Source organism: Bacillus sp. FSL K6-3149 (genome assembly GCF_038630515.1).
In the GTDB taxonomy this organism is placed as follows: Bacteria; Bacillota; Bacilli; order Bacillales; family Bacillaceae; genus Bacillus; species Bacillus pumilus.
In genome coordinates this window covers 614,808-635,048 of record NZ_CP152034.1, presented here as the reverse complement: position 1 = coordinate 635,048, position 20,241 = coordinate 614,808, and the positions used below count along the sequence as shown (strand labels likewise).

General features: G+C 39.7%; 21 protein-coding genes and 1 pseudogene. 14 read left to right on the top strand and 8 right to left on the bottom strand.

What is annotated here, in order from left to right; translation table 11 throughout:
• Positions 1-9 precede the first annotated feature (9 nt).
• From MHB83_RS03305 to MHB83_RS03280, 6 genes are all read right to left on the bottom strand, one after another.
• Positions 10-1,203, bottom strand: coding sequence for an aminotransferase class I/II-fold pyridoxal phosphate-dependent enzyme (locus tag MHB83_RS03305; RefSeq protein ID WP_226804364.1), 1,194 nt, complete (start codon positions 1,201-1,203; stop codon positions 10-12).
• 18 nt (positions 1,204-1,221) lie between these two features.
• Positions 1,222-2,643 (bottom strand): ATP-grasp domain-containing protein, encoded by a 1,422-nt coding sequence (locus MHB83_RS03300; protein ID WP_226804362.1) that lies wholly within the window; start codon positions 2,641-2,643, stop codon positions 1,222-1,224.
• Positions 2,644-2,658: 15 nt separating this feature from the next.
• Complete coding sequence (locus tag MHB83_RS03295) at positions 2,659-3,420, bottom strand: glucose 1-dehydrogenase (RefSeq protein ID WP_226804360.1); 762 nt, start codon at positions 3,418-3,420, stop codon at positions 2,659-2,661.
• Positions 3,417-4,124 (bottom strand): cupin domain-containing protein, encoded by a 708-nt coding sequence (locus tag MHB83_RS03290; protein WP_226804358.1) that lies wholly within the window; start codon positions 4,122-4,124, stop codon positions 3,417-3,419. Before MHB83_RS03290 ends, MHB83_RS03295 begins: the two co-directional genes overlap by 4 nt.
• A 1-nt stretch (position 4,125) precedes the next feature.
• Positions 4,126-4,728, bottom strand: coding sequence for a hypothetical protein (locus MHB83_RS03285; RefSeq protein WP_003215386.1), 603 nt, complete (start codon positions 4,726-4,728; stop codon positions 4,126-4,128).
• Positions 4,729-4,877: 149 nt separating this feature from the next.
• Positions 4,878-6,110 carry an MFS transporter gene (locus tag MHB83_RS03280; protein WP_050944482.1) on the bottom strand — a complete coding sequence of 411 codons (1,233 nt, stop codon included), beginning with the start codon at positions 6,108-6,110 and terminating at the stop codon, positions 4,878-4,880.
• A gap of 145 nt (positions 6,111-6,255) precedes the next feature.
• On the opposite strand from MHB83_RS03280, the gene MHB83_RS03275 reads away from it, so the two are divergent.
• From MHB83_RS03275 to MHB83_RS03240, 8 genes are all read left to right on the top strand, one after another.
• Positions 6,256-6,735: an Lrp/AsnC family transcriptional regulator gene (locus MHB83_RS03275; protein WP_226804356.1), complete on the top strand. Its 480-nt coding sequence runs from the start codon at positions 6,256-6,258 to the stop codon at positions 6,733-6,735.
• 752 nt (positions 6,736-7,487) lie between these two features.
• A complete protein-coding gene (locus MHB83_RS03270; protein ID WP_226804352.1) occupies positions 7,488-8,456 on the top strand; it encodes an alpha/beta hydrolase family protein in 969 nt (322 codons plus the stop codon).
• A gap of 4 nt (positions 8,457-8,460) precedes the next feature.
• The gene (locus tag MHB83_RS03265; protein ID WP_268453518.1) at positions 8,461-9,822 is read left to right on the top strand and encodes a HAMP domain-containing sensor histidine kinase; all 1,362 of its coding nucleotides are present in this window, start codon (positions 8,461-8,463) and stop codon (positions 9,820-9,822) included.
• 13 nt (positions 9,823-9,835) lie between these two features.
• Positions 9,836-10,393, top strand: a complete 558-nt coding sequence (locus MHB83_RS03260) for a response regulator transcription factor (protein WP_229200331.1) — start codon at positions 9,836-9,838, stop codon at positions 10,391-10,393.
• Between the two features lie 653 nt (positions 10,394-11,046).
• A complete protein-coding gene (locus MHB83_RS03255; RefSeq protein ID WP_229200327.1) occupies positions 11,047-11,187 on the top strand; it encodes a helix-turn-helix transcriptional regulator in 141 nt (46 codons plus the stop codon).
• Positions 11,188-11,225: 38 nt separating this feature from the next.
• Positions 11,226-11,504 (top strand): hypothetical protein, encoded by a 279-nt coding sequence (locus MHB83_RS03250; protein WP_226804342.1) that lies wholly within the window; start codon positions 11,226-11,228, stop codon positions 11,502-11,504.
• Positions 11,505-11,911: 407 nt separating this feature from the next.
• Positions 11,912-12,118 (top strand): hypothetical protein, encoded by a 207-nt coding sequence (locus MHB83_RS03245; protein WP_226804340.1) that lies wholly within the window; start codon positions 11,912-11,914, stop codon positions 12,116-12,118.
• Positions 12,119-12,843: 725 nt separating this feature from the next.
• Complete coding sequence (locus MHB83_RS03240; protein ID WP_321999887.1) at positions 12,844-13,491, top strand: restriction endonuclease; 648 nt, start codon at positions 12,844-12,846, stop codon at positions 13,489-13,491.
• 89 nt (positions 13,492-13,580) lie between these two features.
• Here the strand turns inward: MHB83_RS03240 and MHB83_RS03235 are convergent.
• Both MHB83_RS03235 and hemQ read right to left on the bottom strand, forming a co-directional pair.
• Positions 13,581-13,754 (bottom strand): annotated as a pseudogene (locus MHB83_RS03235) (MFS transporter); the annotation flags it as partial.
• 66 nt (positions 13,755-13,820) lie between these two features.
• Positions 13,821-14,591, bottom strand: a complete 771-nt coding sequence (gene hemQ, locus MHB83_RS03230; RefSeq protein WP_003215092.1) for a hydrogen peroxide-dependent heme synthase — start codon at positions 14,589-14,591, stop codon at positions 13,821-13,823.
• Between the two features lie 240 nt (positions 14,592-14,831).
• On the opposite strand from hemQ, the gene pta reads away from it, so the two are divergent.
• The 6 genes from pta (at position 14,832) to MHB83_RS03200 (ending at position 20,150) form a co-directional block, all read left to right on the top strand.
• Entirely contained in the window at positions 14,832-15,803 is a 972-nt protein-coding gene (pta, locus tag MHB83_RS03225) for a phosphate acetyltransferase (protein WP_003215086.1), read from the top strand.
• A 133-nt stretch (positions 15,804-15,936) separates the two neighbouring features.
• Complete coding sequence (locus tag MHB83_RS03220) at positions 15,937-16,788, top strand: MurR/RpiR family transcriptional regulator (RefSeq protein ID WP_113767832.1); 852 nt, start codon at positions 15,937-15,939, stop codon at positions 16,786-16,788.
• 143 nt (positions 16,789-16,931) lie between these two features.
• The gene (locus MHB83_RS03215; RefSeq protein WP_342496634.1) at positions 16,932-17,603 is read left to right on the top strand and encodes an RraA family protein; all 672 of its coding nucleotides are present in this window, start codon (positions 16,932-16,934) and stop codon (positions 17,601-17,603) included.
• Positions 17,604-17,614: 11 nt separating this feature from the next.
• Positions 17,615-18,490, top strand: a complete 876-nt coding sequence (locus tag MHB83_RS03210; RefSeq protein WP_050944478.1) for a prephenate dehydrogenase/arogenate dehydrogenase family protein — start codon at positions 17,615-17,617, stop codon at positions 18,488-18,490.
• Positions 18,491-18,535: 45 nt separating this feature from the next.
• Positions 18,536-19,870, top strand: coding sequence for a TRAP transporter large permease subunit (locus MHB83_RS03205; RefSeq protein ID WP_003214816.1), 1,335 nt, complete (start codon positions 18,536-18,538; stop codon positions 19,868-19,870).
• A gap of 13 nt (positions 19,871-19,883) precedes the next feature.
• Positions 19,884-20,150, top strand: a complete 267-nt coding sequence (locus tag MHB83_RS03200; protein WP_003215032.1) for a hypothetical protein — start codon at positions 19,884-19,886, stop codon at positions 20,148-20,150.
• Positions 20,151-20,241: the final 91 nt, after the last annotated feature.

Here is a 20,241-nt window from a genome sequence, read left to right as displayed (position 1 = left end):
AAAAACCCGCTATATGCGGGTTTTTTGTTGAAAACGAATCGGCAGTATATGCAGCCGATCGATAAAAAGGGCAAGCTGTTCAATTGGCACCACCATTGAGATGCGGACATGATGTCTTCCATGTGTTCCAAACACACCCCCAGGCGTCACGACGACATTTGCATGCTCGAGTAAATAGTCGGCAAATGCATGAGAATCCTCGAAATCATCAGGAATCGGTGCCCACAAATAAAAGGCGCCGGCTGGACGTTCAATGGTCCAGCCAAGCTGCTTCTCCGCTTGACGGATGAAGAAAGCCATTCGTTCAATGTAGACTTCTTTCAATGATTGAATATGACAGTCATCACTTTGTAAAGCGACGGTGGCGGCATGTTGAAATCCACCATACATACTGACAAACACATGATCCTGGAAGGCGTTAATGGCATGAATGATGTCCTCATTGCCTACAGCAAAAGCGACTCTCCATCCTGCCATATTGAATGTTTTGGATAAAGAATATAATTCCACTCCTACGTTTTTCCCAAGAGGAGCCTTTAGAAAGCTCACTGGTTTTTGCTCATAATGAAAGGAACCATAAGCAAAATCATGAATCACATGCAGATCGTGAGCGGACGCAAATTCTGCAGCCTCTTCAAAAAAAGCTTCATTCGCCACAGCACCAGTTGGGTTATTCGGATAATTTAAGAAAAGCACCTTTGCCTTTTTTAACACGTCTGGATCAATTGAAGAGAAATTCGGCAAATAGCCATTTTTCTTTTCAAGCTGGATGCAATGTGGCTTTGCGTCCGCCATCAAGATACCTGAATGATATTCTGGGTATCCCGGATCGGGGACGAGGGCAATATTCCCTGGATCAAGCAGGCACTGACTCATCACATAAAGCCCTGTTTTTCCTCCATTGAAAAGGGCAATTTCCTTCTTCGGGTCAACCTCAATGCCGAATTCCTTTCTGTAGAAATCTGCAATGGCTTGCTTGAAAAAGTCAAAGCCTCTAAAAGGTGCATATTGCTGAAATTGCAAAGAGCCTGCTGCCTCTTGAAGGGCATTCACAATGTGTGCCGGAGTAGGAAGATCAGGATTTCCCTGACCAAGGTTCACAATGTTCGCTCCGTGTTGTGTTTTATGCGCAATTTTCTCAAATACGGTTCCAAATTTTTGTTCTGGCAGCCGTTCAATCATGTTAGATGGTAAGATCTTCACCACGACATCCTCTCTTTCTTATCCCTTCACTAATTCATCCATTAACTGAATGGCTGCCTGCTTTTGAATGTTACGGATGGAGGCGGCAACATCCTGAGAAGACGACCCTTTTAATTCAAGAGACACGATGCCATTAAATGCTTCAAATAAAGATAGATCTACAAAGGTTCCTTTAGGTGGGACAGATTCGCTGATGATGACAGTATCTCCAACTAAAGTGTCCTGCGGAATATGCACATGATCAATGGTGATGTGTGTGGCCTCAGGCGGAATGTGTCCGCTCTCTTTGAAATGCTGAGGGTATAAATGACAGTCTGCTACATAATGCGTATGTCCAGAAAGTAGTTCTTTTGGCAAATTAGCTTTTTTTCCATCGACTAATACATCAATCAGCAACTTAGCCATATCCACCCCAAAGACCTTTTTGATATTCGGAATCATATTCCAGCCAGCAAATCTAGCTGCTGATTCGATCAGTCCGGTTTCTCGATGTTTCATAAGCTTGATTTCTGTATGAGTGGCACAGTTTTCAAGACCTAATCCTTCATTTGCTTTCTTCGCTGCCTCAATGATGATTTGCTGTGCTTCATTGTCTAGGATCGACGGAGTGATATGAGCCGTTTCTGTAAAGCCGATTTGAGGGGTCTTATCATGAATGACATAAGGGATATATTCACCCTCAACAACTAATCCTTCTACACTGACATAATCAGAATAGCCGTCGTCTTGATACCAATCCTCGTAAGCGCCCTCTAAGTACGTTTCAGCGACAAACGGTGCTTCATACGTCACAGCGTTTGGAACGGGAATGGTTTGCAAATAGGATTGTACGTTTAAAAAGAGATCATCACTGCCGGATCGGTCATGAAAAAGGGTCACGCCAATGGAGCTTGCTAAATATGTAGGCTTTAAAATAAGCGGTGTACCAATATGTTCAATGGCTTGCTGAAAATCAGCTAAAGTCGTGACAGGCTGAGTTTTTACTGCTTTGACCCCAGCTGCGTTGAATGCAGCCCTCATTTGGCTTTTATCACGCGCTAATTCAGCTGCCTTTACCCCAGCGCCGCGCAGCCCAAGTCGCTCTGCGGCTTTTGCCATTGGTGCAATAAATAATTCATTATTGGTGGTGATCGCATCCGCTTTGAAAAAGGAAGCGACGCGAACTAGGTCGTCCACCACCTCTTCCTCGGATTTTAGATAATCATCATGTGCCCAGTAAATCGAATCTGGGTGTTCAAAAGAAGGGTTTTTGTCAAAATAATCTCGATCTTTGATGACCGCAATAGAGTATTTTTCGATTAGCTCAGCGTGTCCCTTTGTAATGGCAAATGGTCTCGGGATATAAGAAACGATATGATACGATGCAGCCACGCTTTCGTAAAACATATGGGGCGGGCATCCTCCTAGATCAGCAATAACAAGTACGGTTTTTTTACTCAATGAAAGCACTCCTTTTTATCTAGCGGTGTAACCGCCATCTGCTGTGACAACACTTCCAGTCATATAGCTGGATAGATCAGAGGCGAGAAACAGCATGACGCTCGCAATTTCTTCGGGTTTTCCGAGACGAAGTAATGGGTTCACCTTTGCTTTTTCCTTTTTAACAACCTCAAGGCTTTCTGAATGATTGTCTGAAAAGGATTTTTCATTTAATGGTGTATCAATAATGCCTGGGGCGATACAGTTCACTCTGATTTGATGGGCGGCATAGTCGACCGCCATCGATTTGGTGAGCTGGATGACACCGCCCTTTGTTGCGTTATAGGCAGGGATGTCAGGCCAGCCGACAAGACCCCCGACAGATCCGGTATTGATAATACTTCCGCTTTTCTTTTCAAGCATATGCGGCAAAGCATGCTTACTCATGAGAAATACACCCGTCAGGTTGACCTGTACAATGTGATTCCAATCCTCCAGCGTCATCTCGTGAACGGGAGAGACAATTTCAATGCCTGCATTGTTAATCAGCACATCGATTGTCTCAAACTGGGTCAGCACAGACTGAACGGTTTTTTGACAGTCAGACTCATTCGTAATATCTGTTTTGAAAAACGCAACATGCTCGTGCGCCAATGATTCGACGAGCTGTTTGCCGCTTTTTTCATTGATGTCAGCCACTGCGACTTTTGCTCCGTGCTCAAGGAAAAGCTTGACTGCGGCAAGCCCAATTCCCGATGCACCTCCTGTAATCAGGACGACTTTTCCGTCGAGGTTCATTTCTTCACCTTAGACGCTTTTGGCTTCAACCGATTATAGCGGGGAGGGAAGAAGAGGTTAATAGACTTTGAGGCTTCCGGCTTTGGATTTATCGCCCCGTGGTCTTCCCTAGGGTCACAAAAGTAGGTAGTACCAAATTCCATTCTCTCTGTAAAGCCTTCAATCGTCATATCATAACCTCCGCTAATGCAAATGCCGATTTGTTCATTCCGGTGTTTGTGAAAAGGCATTTCTCCGCCATTACCAGGAATGTTGGCTATCATGAGCTCCATCCAATCCTCAACAAAAAAGGTCACTTCCATGCCAGGAAGTAAATCCCGTGTTTTGAAAATGTCTAAGAAATAAGTAGGAGGCGCCGTATATTCCTCGCCATCTTTTAATCTCTTAATATCAATAGCAATCACTTCTTCATCTGTCAGGTTAGAAGCGCCGTGAGGGACAAAAGGTGGTGCGATATACGCTGATTCTAAAGGGGTAAGCAATTGGGTCGATGGGCCGACTGTCATTTGAAGCTCGCCTTTTAATACGATGCCGATTTGTGCTTCGGGATGCTCGTGAGGTTTAATGATCGTGTGAGGAGGAATGTATGAGATGAGCACTTCCGTATCACCTCTGACCGTGGAATATTGTGTGACACCATTCTCCCATTCTATTTTTTTGGCTTGTGGAAAATATCGTTCTTGCGTTTTTTGTTCAGTTTGCATATTATATCTCTCCTTTTCCGAATATGGACCAGCTCATAGGAATGCTTTTAAACGTTCGAACGAAGGTGAGGCCATATGTGGCTCTGGCTACCTCATTGGTTAAAGCGAAATCAAATTCGCCGTCTCTTACTTTTTGTGCGGCAGTACTTGTCGAATTGACTAGCTCAAATTCAGCATTTTGGTGAATGAAATATTGAATCAAATTGACAGGTGCAGGGTGAGAGACAATTTTTAAATGGTGGAGCATTTGTTCTTGAAATGGAAAATCTGGTCTGACAGCCAAGCCATACATGGGTGTGTCACATCTGAAAATTTGTAAGAGCTGCAGGTCAGGTCTCATGTAGAAGTGTTTGATTCCTTCGTATGCGTGTGGAACGAGAGTGTATTGGAGTGCGTGAGAGAGAGTATGTTCAATGCAAGTTTCGAATGTGTCATAAAGGGATAGTTTCGTATGAGTGCCGAGAGTAGTGGTGGAATGAGAGATGAAGTGTTTTGCTGCGTATTCACTGCTTGTCCCCTTAGGGCCTAGTGTATTGACTGTAAACATCTTAGGTGAAACGATGGGCTCTTCTTTGAAATGAAAAACATCATTCTTTAAGATCATGTTTACCATCCAATCTTTTTCAAATTTTTACTAGATTATAAAAAATAAAATTGGCAATTGTCAACAAAATTTATAAAAAATGTATTTTATGATGATATTAAAAATTGATCTAAAAAACTGCACATACCTAGATGTGCAGTGAATTGAACTTACGTTTCAAATGTGTTTTTATGTTTCTGCTGTAAGGTTCGTTCACGTTTATAGCTGACGAAGCTAATAAGAAAACCAACAAGCGTAACGAGAGCACATACAAGTCCTACCGTATGATAGCCGAAATGGACATAGACAGGTCCCATAAGAGCGGAACCAAGCATAACGGCAAGATTGGACGCAAGGCTGTAAAAAGCCATCACTTTGCCTCGGTGGGTTTGGGAGCAGTCACTTAGAACAGTGCTCAAAAGCGTGACAGATAAACTTTGCATGGCACCCCAAATAAATAGGGCAAAAATCAGCAATGTCCATGAGAAAGGAGCATAAGGAAGTAAGGCGAGAACGAGCGTAATGCCGCCCAGCACAAAGAAAAGAGAACGAGTTTTGCCAAACCAGTCTGCTAATTTCCCTGTAAATACACTCATGGAAAAACCGACACCGTAAGCCATGATCAGAAGTCCTGCCGTCGATTGCCCTCCAGAAAACAAACTTTGTAGATACGCTCCTAAAAACGAGTACATGCCATAAAATCCAAGCATATTACAAAATGTCACGGTCAAATAGGCGGGGACACGATCAATTTTCAAAGCTCCCCATAAAGAGCCAGCTTTCTCCCTAGCTTGAGGTGTTCCTGTATTCGCTGTGGCGGTTTGTTTACGAGATTCAAGGATGACGAGCAGCAGGACAATGAGACTCATGATGGCGAAAATCCAAAAGGTCCATCGCCAGTTTAAACTTTGCCCGATGAAGGCGCCAATTGGTACACCAAGGACAAGAGAAAGAGACCAACTCGACACAATGAGCCCCATCACTTTGCCTCGATATTCATAAGGAACCCGGTCACCCACGAGCGCATAGGCTGTTGGCACAAATACACCGGTCGCCAGCCCAGAAATAGCACGGCCTGCAAAAAATACGGCCAGATTCGGGGCAGCCGCACACATTACGGTGCCAATCAAAAAGAAAGAAAGTCCGATAATCAGGCATAGCTCCCTTGAATACCGGTCCCCTAAAGGAACAAGCAGCGGGGCTCCAACCAGCACAGCTAACCCATAAATGCTGATGGAAAGGGCGAGAATATCAAGAGAGTGCTGAAAAGAGTTTGATAAATCAGGCAGCAGTGGTGAAATCACCAGTTCTTCCGATCCCGCCGCAAAGACGCCAAGTGTGAGCGCAATGGCAAGTGTGATGGGAAATGTTTTAGAAGCCTGGCTGTCTAAAGATTCTTTCATCAGGTGATCCCTCCAAACTTGCTTTTTCATTCAATTCCGTTAAAATAAATTCTACCATTATTTAGTTTTATTTTACATTTCGCATCATAAGTATTATCATAAAATACTTTTCAAATGGAACGATTTTTGGATAGGAGAGGTACGAATGAAAATCACCGATGTTGATGTGCATATTTTAAATGAATTGAAAGAAGATGCCCGCTTATCTATGAGGGAATTGTCCAAGCGGGTCAATTTATCCGCACCTGCGGTAGCAGAAAGAGTGCGTAAATTAGAAGATGCAGGGATTATCGAAGGGTATTCGGTTCAGGTTAACTATAAAAAATTAGGGCTTATGATTGACTGCCTGCTGGAAGTCACAGTGCTAAACGGGGAGTATCAACGTTTTGTGGCTTTTATGAATCAGCACCCACGCGCTTTTTTTGCTTATCGAGTGGCAGGGCAGTCATGCTTTTTCATTAAGCTGTCAGTCGTTTCCCTTGAAGAAATTGAAGCCTTTATTCAGGCAGTGTCTGGGTTTACAAAAACAGTATCTCATATCGTCTTATCAGAGCACTCTTTTTCTCATCCCATTCAGGAACGTGTGAAACCAATAGAAGAGCCAGAAATGACCGTGGTGAAATAAAAAGTTTCAGATTGTTGACACAGGGCTAAAATGATCTTTATTTTAGCCCTGTGTCTTCTTTTCAGCTCAGCGTGATAGAAAACCTTTGAAGTCTAGGAAGGGCGAGCGCCGGAGCGGAGCGAATTTGACATTCGTGAGCATTGGAGCGCAGGACTGACAACGAATGCGAGGGTTTGTCTACACGCTGAAAGGACCTGTCTCAGGTCCTTTTTATTCGTTTATCTGACTGATAGCTCATAATTGTAATGATAAGACCAATAAATGTCACAGCTGCAGCAAATAACGAAACAAGCTGTAAATGTGTTTTCGATAGCAAGACCGCCAAGCGCTGCACCGCCGGCATTCCCTATATTAAAGGCAGAATGGCTGAGGGCATATATAGAAAATAAAATTCTGTATTTCAAGATATCTTAAACAGACTAAATGTATTTATAAAAATGTGAATTGTTAATAAGGTATTATGGCTGATGTGAGTTTGTTGATGTGGATTTATATTAATCTTTAAAGTCTCTCAACCTATTGATATATATGCATCGACAAGGTCTTTTATGATTTCCCTTATATTTTTTGTCTTTTTATTGTGTATTTTTATATTAATGGTTACTTTAATCTATCTTGTTAATTACACATTATTGGCTTACTAATAAGCTTTCATTTATCAATTTATTTATTTAATTTGTTTCCAAAAAAATAACCTTTTTATGCTAAAATATTCGTATAGTAATAATTTGGGTTTAAAGGAGTTAATTCTTTTGAAGCTTTTAAAAGTAATAGATTACGCAGCATTAATGGATATGCACAGAACAAGAAGCAAAGAAAGTCACTATAATAACCTGCCTATTGACGTAGGTAATAGGGGTCGTTTTTTTAGTACTCAGCCAATTGATTTAGAATTTCACATCGATAACCATACAACAAACTTAAAAAGTGGAATATTTTCTTTTAATTCAAGCATCAAATCTGGTGTAGATAAGAATGACAAGGTTTCTGGGGAAGTGTTTTTACGAAAAGAGTCAAAATACAAGCCCAATGTAATCTTCGTACATGGATGGCGTATGGATTCATACGACAGAATCAAGAAGATTTATCACGATAAGATCGTTAAAAGTTATGATTGGAATATGTATTACTACACGTTGCCTTATCATTTCGATAGGGAACCGCAAAATTCAACATATTCTGGTGAACACATGATTAGCGCCAATATAAGTCGAACAGTGCAATCCTCCCAGCAAGCTATTGTTGAACTTAGAGGGCTGATTAAATGGATCAAGGAAAATGAAGGTGGGGAAATAATCGTAGTTGGTATTAGTTTAGGAGGGTGGCTAACAAACTTATTAGCAACAGTCGAGAAAGACGTGAATATTGTTGTATCAGCTTTTTATGCGAATAATATTGCGCATTCCATCTGGAACACTCTTCCTGGGAAGTATATACGAAGAGATCTGGAGGAACATGGGACAACGTATGAAGAACTCGACAAAGCTTGGGATATTATCAACCCTAGTAAAGCAAAACTTCTCGTAGACAAAGAAAATGTACTCTTAATATCAGGAAAATATGACATGTATATCGACATAAACGATGCTGATACTCTGTGGAATAGCTGGAATCAACCTAAAAGGCACGTATACAGTTGTGGGCATGCTGGAATTGTTCTATCTAGAAATAGAATAGCAGCTGACACACTTCAATTTATTGAAAGTAGGCTAAGGAAATAAAATGATGTTCATCCTAACTGCATTGTTGTGGGCCATGAGTTTAGTTTTGTTTCTTACTTATCCTGAAAATGAAAAAACAAGATGGGGTAGCTTTATTGGATTTTTTGGTGGTTTTGGTGGTTTAAGTGTAATTTTGTCGTATTACTTGGATGGTTCATCTAGCCATCTACAGCTAATCCATTACATTACATCATCTATTGGACACTATGGAACAGCATATGCAATCATGATTTTCGGCCTTGTGTTTTCAGAAATAATCAAAAGTAAAAAGCAAAGTTTCATTTGGAAAATAATTTTGTTCATACCCGTAATCATTATGCAAATTTACTTTACGGAATTCCCTCTATGGCAAACACATCATGTAGTTCTTTCATTATGGGTCGTACCATACGTCTTTATTTCTTTAGGATTGATGGTTTATGCAGCATATACAGATAAGAGTATAACAAGCAAAAGACAAAAAATTTATACTTGTCTAGTTATTGTACCAACACTCTTATTCGCGGTATTCACCAATATAATTTTAGAAGCCTTTGGAATATTTGGTGTGTGGATGCTAAACCCTTGGGTAATAGCTATTGCTTTTGTATTATTTGTTTATTTTATAATCAAATATGGCTTCCTGGGAGTACAAATAAAGTTTGAAAAACAAAGAAGAGACTTAACCATGAAGGCAGTAACATCTGGTACTGCCTTATTAAATCATTCAATAAAAAATGAAGTAGCAAAAATAGATCTTCTTGCAAATGACCTCAAAGAGTCAAAATTTGGGGAAAACCAGGAATCAGTTGATATGATTCTTAAATCAGCCACTCACTTGTTTGAGTTGTCGAGCCGTATTCAAAGTAAACTAGATATTATGGAATTAAAGGAAACAGAATTTAATATTATAGACCTTGTTAATTCAAGTGTTGAACTACTTCAGCCACAGATCAGCACTGTACAATTAAAGAAATTATTTGAAGTGGATGCGAATATCTATGCAGATCCTATTCACTTGCAAGAAACGTTATTAAATTTAATGGAAAACGCGATGGAAGCAATGAAGGATAATAAACAGATAAAGATCAGAGTCTACCAGGTGCGTCGTAAATTACATATTGATGTCGCTGATAATGGAAAGGGCGTTAATAAAGAAATGCAGGCCAAAATGTTAGACCCGTTTTTCTCTACAAAAAAGAAGGTTGGAAATTTTGGTCTTGGCTTAACATATTGTTATAACGTCATGACAAAACATAACGGCAGCATAAAAGTAAATAGCCAACTAGGAGAGGGAACAACTATAACCTTAACTATTCCTAGAAACAGAGTTAGCAACTTAAAATCAAGTTCGAAAAAAGAAATTGTTGGTGAAAGCTATGGATAATAGGATCAAGGTAATGATTGTTGAGGATGATCCAGTGTGGATGAAGGGTATTAGCGACTTAATTTCGAAAGAAAAAGATATGGTTGTTGTAAAAAAAGCTTTCACAAAAAGTGAAGCCTTGCAGCTGGAGAATCATGAAATTGATATTATACTTATGGATTTAACTTTATCTGAAGATGAGGAATTAGGCGGTTTAGATTTATCAAAAGAGTTGGTTGAAAGAGGTTTCCAGAAGATCATCATGCTTACTTCCTGGGAAGAGCCTGCAATCATTCTAGAGTCATTTGATCAAGGGGCCATGAATTACATTAACAAGTCATCGTACAAAGATATCCCAAAATTTATTAGAGAAGCTTTTATAGATAAGGTTACATTAAATGCTGATGTTTCAAGCCTGTTGATTAATGAACTGCGTATGGAGAGAAAAGCTAGCATATTAACTCCGGCCGAAAGAGAGGTTTATAAATTAAAAGAAAAAGGGTTAACAAGAGTGCAGATCGCGGAACATTTGTTTAAATCGGTCGAAACAATAAAAAAACAGTTGAAGACGATAAAGGAGAAACTTAAATAAAGGGGGGGTATAAAATTAACCCTCCCTTTTTGTTTTATCATCTTGTAAAGTAATATTCGTAATCGAATTTAAAAATGCCCTCAATAAGTCACGTTCCTTATCACTTAATTCGTTGAAGGATTGTATGAGGGGGCAATATTGTTCATATGTGAAAGAACAGTAGTTGATAAAAATGATTGAATAAACTCTATTTCGCCACCTGACATTTATTAAGTACATGCATAAGCTTTTCATTAATCTGAGCACTATCATCAATTTCAGGGAAGAGAGATTTAGGCAGAACTTCATAAAATATTTAAAGCATTGCAAATTTTAATCAGTGTCTCGATGTTTGGGTGAGGAAGTCCCCATTTCAATTTTACTTATAGAGGATTGGGAGACTCCTGAAAGGCGAGAGAATTCAGTAGATGATATCTTTAATGCTTGCCTGCGTTTGAGAATTCTTCTTCCTATTTCATTTTGTAATTCGTTCATAAGATCCACGCACCAATGTTTGTTATTAATTTAATAATAGCAGAAAAAGGTGAGATATTTTAATTTCTGATGAATATTCCTGAAGGAATAAAAGTTTTGAAAAATACCTTAAGGAGTTGAAAACAATAAAGAACATCGTTAAAGAAAAGAGAAAAGAAAAAGGGTGGACCCAGTTTCAGTTGGCAGCAGTATCCGGGGTTTCACAAGCAACCATCTCTAAGATTGAGAATGGTGACTATAATAAATCCTCTCTTGCTGTGATGATGAAAATCGCGCAAACATTAGGAATAAAGACAGAGGATTTAACAGAAAATTTATAAACGGTGGTGCAACATTACATATGAGACAGGTGCAAAAAATGTCAGAAGAAAAAATGGTAAGATTTGAATTTGTTGATCTTGCTAATACAGTGACGATTAAGACCTTTAATAAAGAGATTTATGTTCTGAAATCAAGTTTATTTGTTCAAAATGTCCATAATAATCAAGTCTTAAGATTGCATGAAATTTATTATGATATAAGAACAGTAAGAACAATAGAAGGCAAAGTTCTTGCTAAACGCAAGAATAGAAATAGTGAACTGGTTAAGGTTGGTAGGTCAAGATCAGTTAGTTATAGAGAGCAAGTTAAACTGTAATTGTTATTAAAATGTTCTTTTTAAAAAAATTATGCGTGGTGCTTGGTCGAAGATCACCAACCAAGTTAACTATACGACTAATCTAGTTAGTGGGGAGAAGCTTAAAATCCACTTGTGATCCAATTCGTGACTGAGGTTTTCTATTTATGATAGGAAATCCAAGGTTGTTGGTACATGCCAAAAACCAACATTATAAAAAGAGATAATACGAATAAATATGGAAGTTACATTTCTTGTACCATATAATGTATTTTAAGTTGGTTTCCATATTTAATTGTAGCATCTACAGTCTTTTATTACGGCATTCATTCTAACTTGACGTGCCATGAGATGAACTAAATAAATAGCAAGAAAAAAGAGTATTTCTTAAAAAGGAATACTCTTTTTTTATTAAAAAGGGTGAGGATATGTATAAGAAATTATTATTAAGGCGTTTATTGATTGTTTTAAGTTTAATTGTTATAGCTTCTTTAATGCTTTCCACAAATGATAACCCAACCACTAATTATACAGCCAAGGGGATAGAAACATTTGGGATTAATAATGAGGGCTGTTTAGAAATGGATGGGAAAGAAAAATTGATTAATCATGTTGAAAAAAATTTTAAGAATTAGTTTTTGAAGAACAGATTGAAAGTAATGAATTTGAACTGTCATTTTTATTCAATCTTTTCAAGAAAAATACGGCGTATGCAGCTGCACCAAAAATTGAATATAAAGGGGCTATTAGATGATGAAGAGAAGAAAACATGGAAACGTGCTGAAGGAATCGGTACGGTGGCAACGCGCGATTCTATCATTGAGCTACTAATCAAACGTGGTTACATTGAACGTAAAGACAACAAGTTAATTTCAACGTAGCTGGGAAGAACATAAATTCAAATGATGCCGGATGATTATCTTCTTACTAAAATGCATGCAACAGTATATCTAGAGTTATTGCTGTTGGAAGTTGAAGCATGCAAAATGACGAAATAAGACTTTTACATGGAATTGAGGCTTTTTATCAATAAAACTTGTACTGACATTAAGAACAACATTAAGACAATAAATTTGAACGAGAAGTAATAGCAACTGGTAAACAGTGCGGGAAACCTATTCTTGAAAATTCTAAGGCTTATAGTTTTTGTTTAAGAAAAATTTGGAGAAATTGGGGGAGAAAAAAGCCACGCCAAAGGAAACGACCAAATTACTAAATGGATACTGTAAAAATGAAACTAAAGTCAAGCTTTGAAAATAAAAGAGTGGAATTTTCTGAGCAAAGACAGCCTCCTATTTAGGAGGTTTTTTTTCTTTCTTTACAATAGGAGGAGTCAATTTTGGTGAGGAGAAATATCTTATTGAAACTACCTAACACCTGGAATGTCTTGTTTATTGTATTTGCCGTAATCGTAATGATAGGTTTTTGTTATCTTGTTGCAAGCTTTCTTTCAAAAAACAAAAACAAGAGCAAATTCGTAAAGTCTAGCATTAAGGATATTGACTATATGGATGGTTTTCAGTTTGAGCAATACCTAGCATATATGTTTAGGACCAATGATTATAAGGTTCAGGTGACACCTGAAAGAAAGGATTTTGGGGCTGATCTCATCATAAAAAAATCAGGCGCAAAGATCGTAGTGCAAGCAAAGCGTCAAAAAGCTAAGGTCGGTATAAAAGCAATTCAGGAAATAGAGACCGCCAAAAATCACTATAAGGCTGAAGAGTCTTGGGTGATCACGAACAACTTTTATACAAAAGATGCGCGAGAACTGGCTGAAAGCAATGATGTTAAGCTTTTGGATAGATACAAACTCATTGAACTAATGACAGCACTCAATTTATCAGTAAGCCTGACAGCTGGTGAATTCAAACAGAAAGTAAAGGCAAAGCCGATCAAGTGTGTTTGTGGAGCTCAAATGGTCCGTAAAAAAAATAGACATTCTGGCCGTTCGTTTTATGGTTGCACAACGTATCCCAAATGCTCACATACAAAGCCAATCCTGTGAATTTTCTTTCTGACTTCATGAGTATCTATGTCTGTTGCTATTCAAATGAAAACCCCCATCTCTACGAGAAGGGGGGATTAACCAATGTGGCCGCCAACTGCCACACCAAGTGCATATCCAGTAATCAGCTGCCCTGAAGCAGAGATAGATACATGAAGGTCGTTTGCGACGTTTGGCAAAAGTCCCATAATGACAAATTCAGTCATACCAATCGAAAACGCACCGAGCGTTAAAGTAAAAATAGCGATGGGGAAGTATTTCATGATGTGATCACCTTTCTAAAAAATACATAAAAAGGCTTCGGAAAGATCCGAAGCCTTAAGAGTTTATCATACATGAAAATAAGACGCCAGCTGCTCGTTTGCTAAGCGGTTTCCGACAAAGAAGGAACCAAATTCGCCGTAGCGTGCACTGACTTCATCAAAGCGCATTTCATAAACCAATTTTTTGAATTGAAGCACATCGTCAGAGAAAAGAGTGACGCCCCACTCATAATCATCAAAACCGACGGAGCCTGTAATGATCTGCTTTACTTTACCAGCATAGCTGCGGCCGATTAAGCCATGGCTTCTCATGAGTGATTTACGCTCATCCATAGAGAGCATGTACCAGTTGTCGTTGCCGGAACGTCTTTTATCCATTGGATAGAAGCACACGTATTGAGAAGAAGGGAGCTCTGGGTATAGACGTGCACGTACATGCGGGTTCTCGTAAGGGTCTCCGCCATCTCCGCCTCCTGCTAAGTAGTTGCTAAGTTCAACAACTGAAACGTATGAATAAGCTGGGATCGTAAACTCTGCTAGTCGTGTCTTGTTGAATTCAAGTTCAATTTCACCCAGTTCTTCCATGGTTGGACGCAAAATCATGAGCATAATATCTGCTTTTTGGCCGACAATACTATAGATTGTTTGGCTTCCAGCCTTATCGTGCTCAGCTGTTTTCCATTTTTCTAATAGACCTGTGAACTCATGAAGAATCGCTTGGCGCTCATCACTTGTCAGCAGCTTCCAAGCTGTCCAGTCAAAGGTTCTAAAATCATGCAGTGCATACCAGCCGTCTAGTGTTTGAGCTGCTTCATTGGTTGTATGTTGTTCGCTCATTTATTTCACTCCTATTTACAGTTTTCCATCTGTTCCAACTATAACATAGTTTGTCCAAATGGAGATGTGATCAAAACTTGAACGACGAAGTCAGCTTTTATGGAAATTGATTAAATTAGTTTGAAAAATAAGAATTTAATTTGTAAGCGCTATAATGTAAGTTGGTAGTTTGAATTTATGTAGAAGAAGAGTATGCTTGAAAGAGAACGCTTTTTTTGTAAAATCAAGGAGGGTATATAAGTGGCAGATATTTTTTCAACAGTTCAGGAAAAGGTTGCAGGTAAAGGAGTAAAGATCGTTTTTCCTGAGGGAATGGACGAACGCATTCTAACAGCCGTTCAAAAACTAGCAGATGGCAAAGTCTTGCAGCCAATTGTTGTAGGTAAAACACAAGAAGTTGAAGCAAAAGCAAAAGAATTAGGTCTTACACTTGATGGTGTTGACGTGTATGATCCTCATACATATGAAGGTTTTGAAGAGCTTGTACAAGCTTTCGTAGAAAGACGTAAAGGCAAAGCAACAGAAGAGCAAGCAAGAAAAGCATTACTAGATGAAAACTACTTCGGTACGATGCTTGTGTACAAAGGTCTTGCAGACGGACTTGTGAGCGGTGCAGCACACTCAACTGCTGACACAGTACGCCCAGCACTTCAAATCATTAAAACAAAAGAAGGCGTAAAGAAAACATCTGGCGTCTTCATCATGGCTCGTGGTGAAGAGCAATATGTGTTTGCTGATTGTGCAATCAACATTGCACCAGATAGCCAAGATCTAGCTGAAATTGCGATCGAAAGTGCAAACACAGCCAAAATGTTCGACATCGAACCACGTGTGGCAATGCTTAGCTTCTCTACTAAAGGCTCAGCAAAATCAGACGAAACAGAAAAAGTTTCTGAAGCAGTTCGCATTGCAAAAGAAAAGGCACCTGAGCTTGTACTTGATGGAGAATTCCAATTCGATGCAGCTTTCGTTCCTTCAGTAGCAGCGAAAAAAGCACCAGATTCCGTCATTAAAGGCGATGCTAGCGTATTTGTTTTCCCTAGCCTAGAAGCTGGAAACATCGGCTACAAAATTGCACAGCGCTTAGGTAACTTTGAAGCTGTAGGTCCAATCTTGCAAGGCTTAAACCAACCAGTAAATGACCTTTCAAGAGGCTGTAATGCTGAAGACGTTTACAACCTTGCGCTTATCACAGCAGCTCAAGCACTATAAAATAGCATCTCGGCTAAAGCAGTCAGCGCGATAGATTCGTGCTGGCTGTTTTTTTATTTTGGACAAATGTGTACAATATAGAAAGAAAACAATCTGATCGTAGATAAAGCCGATAGGATGGGCAGGTGCTAAAATGGAGGATTTAATACATAAGCTTCAGCATAAGGTCGCTTTTTTAACCGATGCACAAAGGAGAATTGCAGATTATATCGTACAACATCCAATGGAGGTCGCTTTTTTAACTGTCGATAAATTGGCGTCAAAAGTCGGGACGAGTACAGCAACCATCATGCGCTTCTCTGCTGCTGTGGGGTATTCTGGTTTTTCTGAGTTTCAAAAAGAGCTTCAATCAGCGATGAAGCATAAAGCCGACCCTCAAACAAGACTTGAGGCGAATCTCAAGCATTCAAATAAGAGTAAGCTCCTGCATAACCATGTAGAATTGCAATTTCAAAATATCCAGTACGCATTGGACAATATCACGGAAGAAACCTTTCAGCAAATTGTTGGGAAAATAGCCAATGCGCGCCACGTTTTGTGTACAAGTGTCCGAAGTGGAAGACCTGTTGGCGAATACATGTCGTTAGGAATCAATCGGCTATTGGGGAATTGCCAGTATATTGATGCAGATCAAAGTGACTGGGTGGATGATTTGGTTCATTTCAACTCGAGTGATTTCATTATAGCGGTCAGCTATCCGCGTTATGCAAAGCGTATGAAGGATTTGATGGAAGCAGCAAAGTCTTATGGGGTGGAAGTCCTTTTAATTACAGACAGCTACAGCTCTCCACTAACTAAATATGCACAATATGTATTACCGTGTTCCTCAGCAAGTGTAGGCTCTCATAACTCTGTCGTATCTGCTATCTTTATCGTCGATTTCATCTTAAGTGCATTAGCGATGAATGATCCAGAAAGAACAAAACCACGTTTAGATCAAATCAATCATATGTTAACGAAAATGAGTTATCACACAACACAATAGTCGTGTGGGGACTCATTTTTTATTTTTTTGAAAGCGCTTTACTAATTAAAAATGAGATGGTATGATCATATCACGAAAGTAATATATATTACTTTAAATTAATTGAATGTAATGAATATAACTCGAAGGGGATGATGAAAACAATGAGTACTGTTCATTTCGTGTCAAATGATCTTATAGCTAGGGCAAGAAAGCTTAACTCAACCTTGTTGTCAGACGTGATGGGATGCACCGGCGCGATGGATCATCAAATCAAACCAGTTGCGAGAGGCATGAATGTAGTCGGCACAGCTTTTACCGTGAGCTTACGGCCAGGAGATAATCTGTTTCTTCACCAAGCGATTTATTCTGCACAAGTAGGCAATGTACTCATCGTTGATGGGAAAGATCATAGGGGTCACGCATATTTAGGAGAATTGATGGCCGGTTCAGCAAAAGCTGTTGGAATAGAAGGAATCGTGATCGACGGTCTTGTCCGCGATAAAGTCGCTTTAGAGGAATTAGCTTTTCCAATCTATAGTAAGGGATTCACGCCGAATGGACCTTTTAAGGATGGGCCTGGTGAATTGAATGGAATCATCTCGTGTGGAGGGGTCAAAGTATCACCAGGTGACTTGGTCGTTGCAGATGATGATGGAGTGGTGATTGTTCCGAAGGAGAAAGCAGAAGAGATGCTGTCGTTGGCTGAAGAGAAACAAGCATATGAACATCAAAGATTAAAAACCATTCAACATTATATGAGCGAAGGAAAGCAGGATATCAGTCTCTTAGCGCCTGCATGGCTAGAGGGCAGAATGAAAAAATTCCAGAGATAGGGGAATCTGTGATGAAGATAGGCTTTATCGGTTATGGAGAAGCTGCATATGAGCTGTCAACGGGATTGAAAACAGAAGGATTAGATCATTTTTATGCGTATGATGTACTATTACAGAATGAGAAACTTGCTGGACCAATGAAAGAAAAAGCAGCCCGCACAGGCGTCGAATTAACAAGTAATGTGAGTGAAGTCATTGCAAAATCTGACATTGTCATTGCGGCTGTGCCAGCGAATAAAACCCTAGAAGTGGCTCAATCCGTATTAGGAAGTTTGAAAAAAAATCAAGTATATGTGGATGTGTCGGCATCAACTCCAGATATTAAAAAACAAGTGGCAGACGAAATTAAAAAGCAAGAAGCTCTATTTGTAGATGCCGCCATGCTAGGATCTCTTCCGGTTAACAAACACAAGGTTCCAATCACTGCTAGCGGAAGTGGAACAGATCGATTCATTGAATTAACGAAAGAATACGGTATGAATATTACAAAAATCAGTGATCAGCCTGGAGATGCTTCAGCCTTAAAGCTAATAAGAAGCATTTATATGAAAGGGATCGTCGGTTTACTTGTTGAATTTTTGGAAATTTCTAAAAAATATAATGTCGAAGATCAAGTGATTTCTTCACTAAGCGAAACGCTGGACAGCAAAAGTTTTGAAGAGACGATGAATCGTCTTGTGACAGGTAGTGCATTACATGCAAAAAGACGAGCGGTCGAATTACTTGGCTCTATTGAAATGCTGGATTCAGCTCATATTGATGCGAGCATGTCCAGGGCAGCACAACAGAAGCTAGAGAGATTAGCAGACTTTCAATTCGTTGAACGGTTTAATGGGAAAAAGCCGGTCAGCTGGAAAGAGGTCATTGACGTGATGCAGCAAGGGTGATTTTTGTAAGCGTTTTATTTAAGAAAGGGGAGGCGAAGAAACGACATGGGTTTTATTGCATTAATTGTATTCATAGCCGTCATCATTATATGGAATGTCGTCGTGAAACGAAATATGGGAGAAGCCATGCTGTTAGGCTTTATTGCAACCACTTTGTTTGGCGGAATGGATGCGCTTAGACTGTTCTGGGATGGTTTAAAATTTGCATCCACATATGAGGTGCTTTATGCAGCCGTTGCGTTTGTGTTCATGGCCTATTTAATCGAAAAGCTGGAATTAATTCACGCACTCTTGCGCATCCTGAATTCGGTTGTCGGCAAGCTTCCTGGGGGAGCGGCTTATATGAGTACGTTAGGTTCAGCAGTCTTAGGTGCTCTTTCAGGTTCAAATTCTGCAAACACAGCTGCCACTGGCTCTATTACGGCTTCTTGGATGATTAAATCAGGATGGAGCCGAACCCATACGGCCACGATTCTAGCCGGGAATGGCGGACTTGGAGCCGCGCTGCCACCAAACTCTTCCATGTTTATCATGCTGGGCTTTGCACCAGTTGCAGCCCTTGTCTCTGAAGGTGATTTATATATTGCTCTTTTAATAGGAGGACTGTATCAAGTCGTATACCGGTTTATTTTGGTGTATATTCTGGTGAAAAAGAATAAAATCCAAGCGATGCCGCCAGATGATATTGTTCCCTTTAGAGAAGCTGTGAAACAGGGATGGAAATCGATTTTTATTTTTTTCGGTGCCTTGATCCCTATCATCATCACAATTGGTCCGCTAGCAAACTACTTAAAAAGTAATCCAAACATTGGACCAGAGGCAATGGATCAAATTTCTTTAATTACGTGGATTCCGATTCTCATGATGCTGATTAGCTTAACAATTGGAAGAAAAAAAGCGTCTGCGTTAGATTGGTCTCAGTTTTTCAAGTCGGCCATTCCTAAGTTTACAACGATCGGTGCCTTGATGCTGTTTGCTGTTGCTGCTAGTCAGGTGCTTGCTGAATTAGGACTCGCAGAAGATTTGACGCAAATCACGTCAGTACTTGCCATTCCGAAGTGGCTCATGGTGCTCATTGTTGGTGTTCTTGTCACGCTGGTGGCTGGACCATTATCTTCAACTGCCACATTAACAGCTGTTGGGCTTGTCTCATTTTCAGCTTTAATCTCAGTCGGAGTAGATCCTGTTGTCGCTGTTGTCGCCATTCTTGCTTTTTCATCAACAGAAGGCGCTTCCCCGCCGGCATCTGGGTCAATTTTCATCGCTTCTGGTCTTGCAGGAGCCCGGCCGGAGAAAACATTTATACCGCTCATTCTTTACTATATGCTGCCGATTGTAGGAATTGGCTGGCTCATCGGAATGGGCATACTTCCAGTATAGAAAGGAGAAACACATGAGAGCATTGATGGAATTTTTATTTAAAGTGCTGCTTGTCCTTTTCTTAACGTCAGGTACCCTGTTGGTATTCGGTCAAATACTAGGGATTCTCTTGCAGAATGGAGATTTGATCATAGCAAGTACGAACCTATTCAAAAATCCCACACTAGTGTTAAGCGCTTTTTTTAGTCTTGTTGGTTTCTCTCTTCATTATATTTCTGAAAAGAAAGACACGTCATTTAGCGATCAACCATCAGCATCAGCTGGTGATTCGATCAAATAAGCGTCAAAAGCTGGATTCAGTTGGTGAATTCAGCTTTTTTTGCGCGTGAGAAATAGGTATAAAAACCCAATACGTACGATTCATTTTTCGT

What these genes read in the sequence shown, in the direction of transcription:
- MHB83_RS03295 (WP_226804360.1), bottom strand. Translation starts at nt 3,420, where the DNA reads ATGAACCTCGACGGAAAAGTCGTCCTGATTACAGGAGGTGCATCGGGA.
- MHB83_RS03290 (WP_226804358.1), bottom strand. Translation starts at nt 4,124, where the DNA reads ATGCAAACTGAACAAAAAACGCAAGAACGATATTTTCCACAAGCCAAA.
- MHB83_RS03285 (WP_003215386.1), bottom strand. Translation starts at nt 4,728, where the DNA reads ATGATCTTAAAGAATGATGTTTTTCATTTCAAAGAAGAGCCCATCGTT.
- MHB83_RS03280 (WP_050944482.1), bottom strand. Translation starts at nt 6,110, where the DNA reads ATGAAAGAATCTTTAGACAGCCAGGCTTCTAAAACATTTCCCATCACA.
- MHB83_RS03275 (WP_226804356.1), top strand. Translation starts at nt 6,256, where the DNA reads ATGAAAATCACCGATGTTGATGTGCATATTTTAAATGAATTGAAAGAA.
- MHB83_RS03265 (WP_268453518.1), top strand. Translation starts at nt 8,461, where the DNA reads ATGTTCATCCTAACTGCATTGTTGTGGGCCATGAGTTTAGTTTTGTTT.
- MHB83_RS03260 (WP_229200331.1), top strand. Translation starts at nt 9,836, where the DNA reads ATGATTGTTGAGGATGATCCAGTGTGGATGAAGGGTATTAGCGACTTA.
- MHB83_RS03250 (WP_226804342.1), top strand. Translation starts at nt 11,226, where the DNA reads ATGTCAGAAGAAAAAATGGTAAGATTTGAATTTGTTGATCTTGCTAAT.
- MHB83_RS03245 (WP_226804340.1), top strand. Translation starts at nt 11,912, where the DNA reads ATGTATAAGAAATTATTATTAAGGCGTTTATTGATTGTTTTAAGTTTA.
- hemQ (WP_003215092.1), bottom strand. Translation starts at nt 14,591, where the DNA reads ATGAGCGAACAACATACAACCAATGAAGCAGCTCAAACACTAGACGGC.
- MHB83_RS03220 (WP_113767832.1), top strand. Translation starts at nt 15,937, where the DNA reads ATGGAGGATTTAATACATAAGCTTCAGCATAAGGTCGCTTTTTTAACC.
- MHB83_RS03215 (WP_342496634.1), top strand. Translation starts at nt 16,932, where the DNA reads ATGAGTACTGTTCATTTCGTGTCAAATGATCTTATAGCTAGGGCAAGA.
- MHB83_RS03210 (WP_050944478.1), top strand. Translation starts at nt 17,615, where the DNA reads ATGAAGATAGGCTTTATCGGTTATGGAGAAGCTGCATATGAGCTGTCA.
- MHB83_RS03205 (WP_003214816.1), top strand. Translation starts at nt 18,536, where the DNA reads ATGGGTTTTATTGCATTAATTGTATTCATAGCCGTCATCATTATATGG.
- MHB83_RS03200 (WP_003215032.1), top strand. Translation starts at nt 19,884, where the DNA reads ATGAGAGCATTGATGGAATTTTTATTTAAAGTGCTGCTTGTCCTTTTC.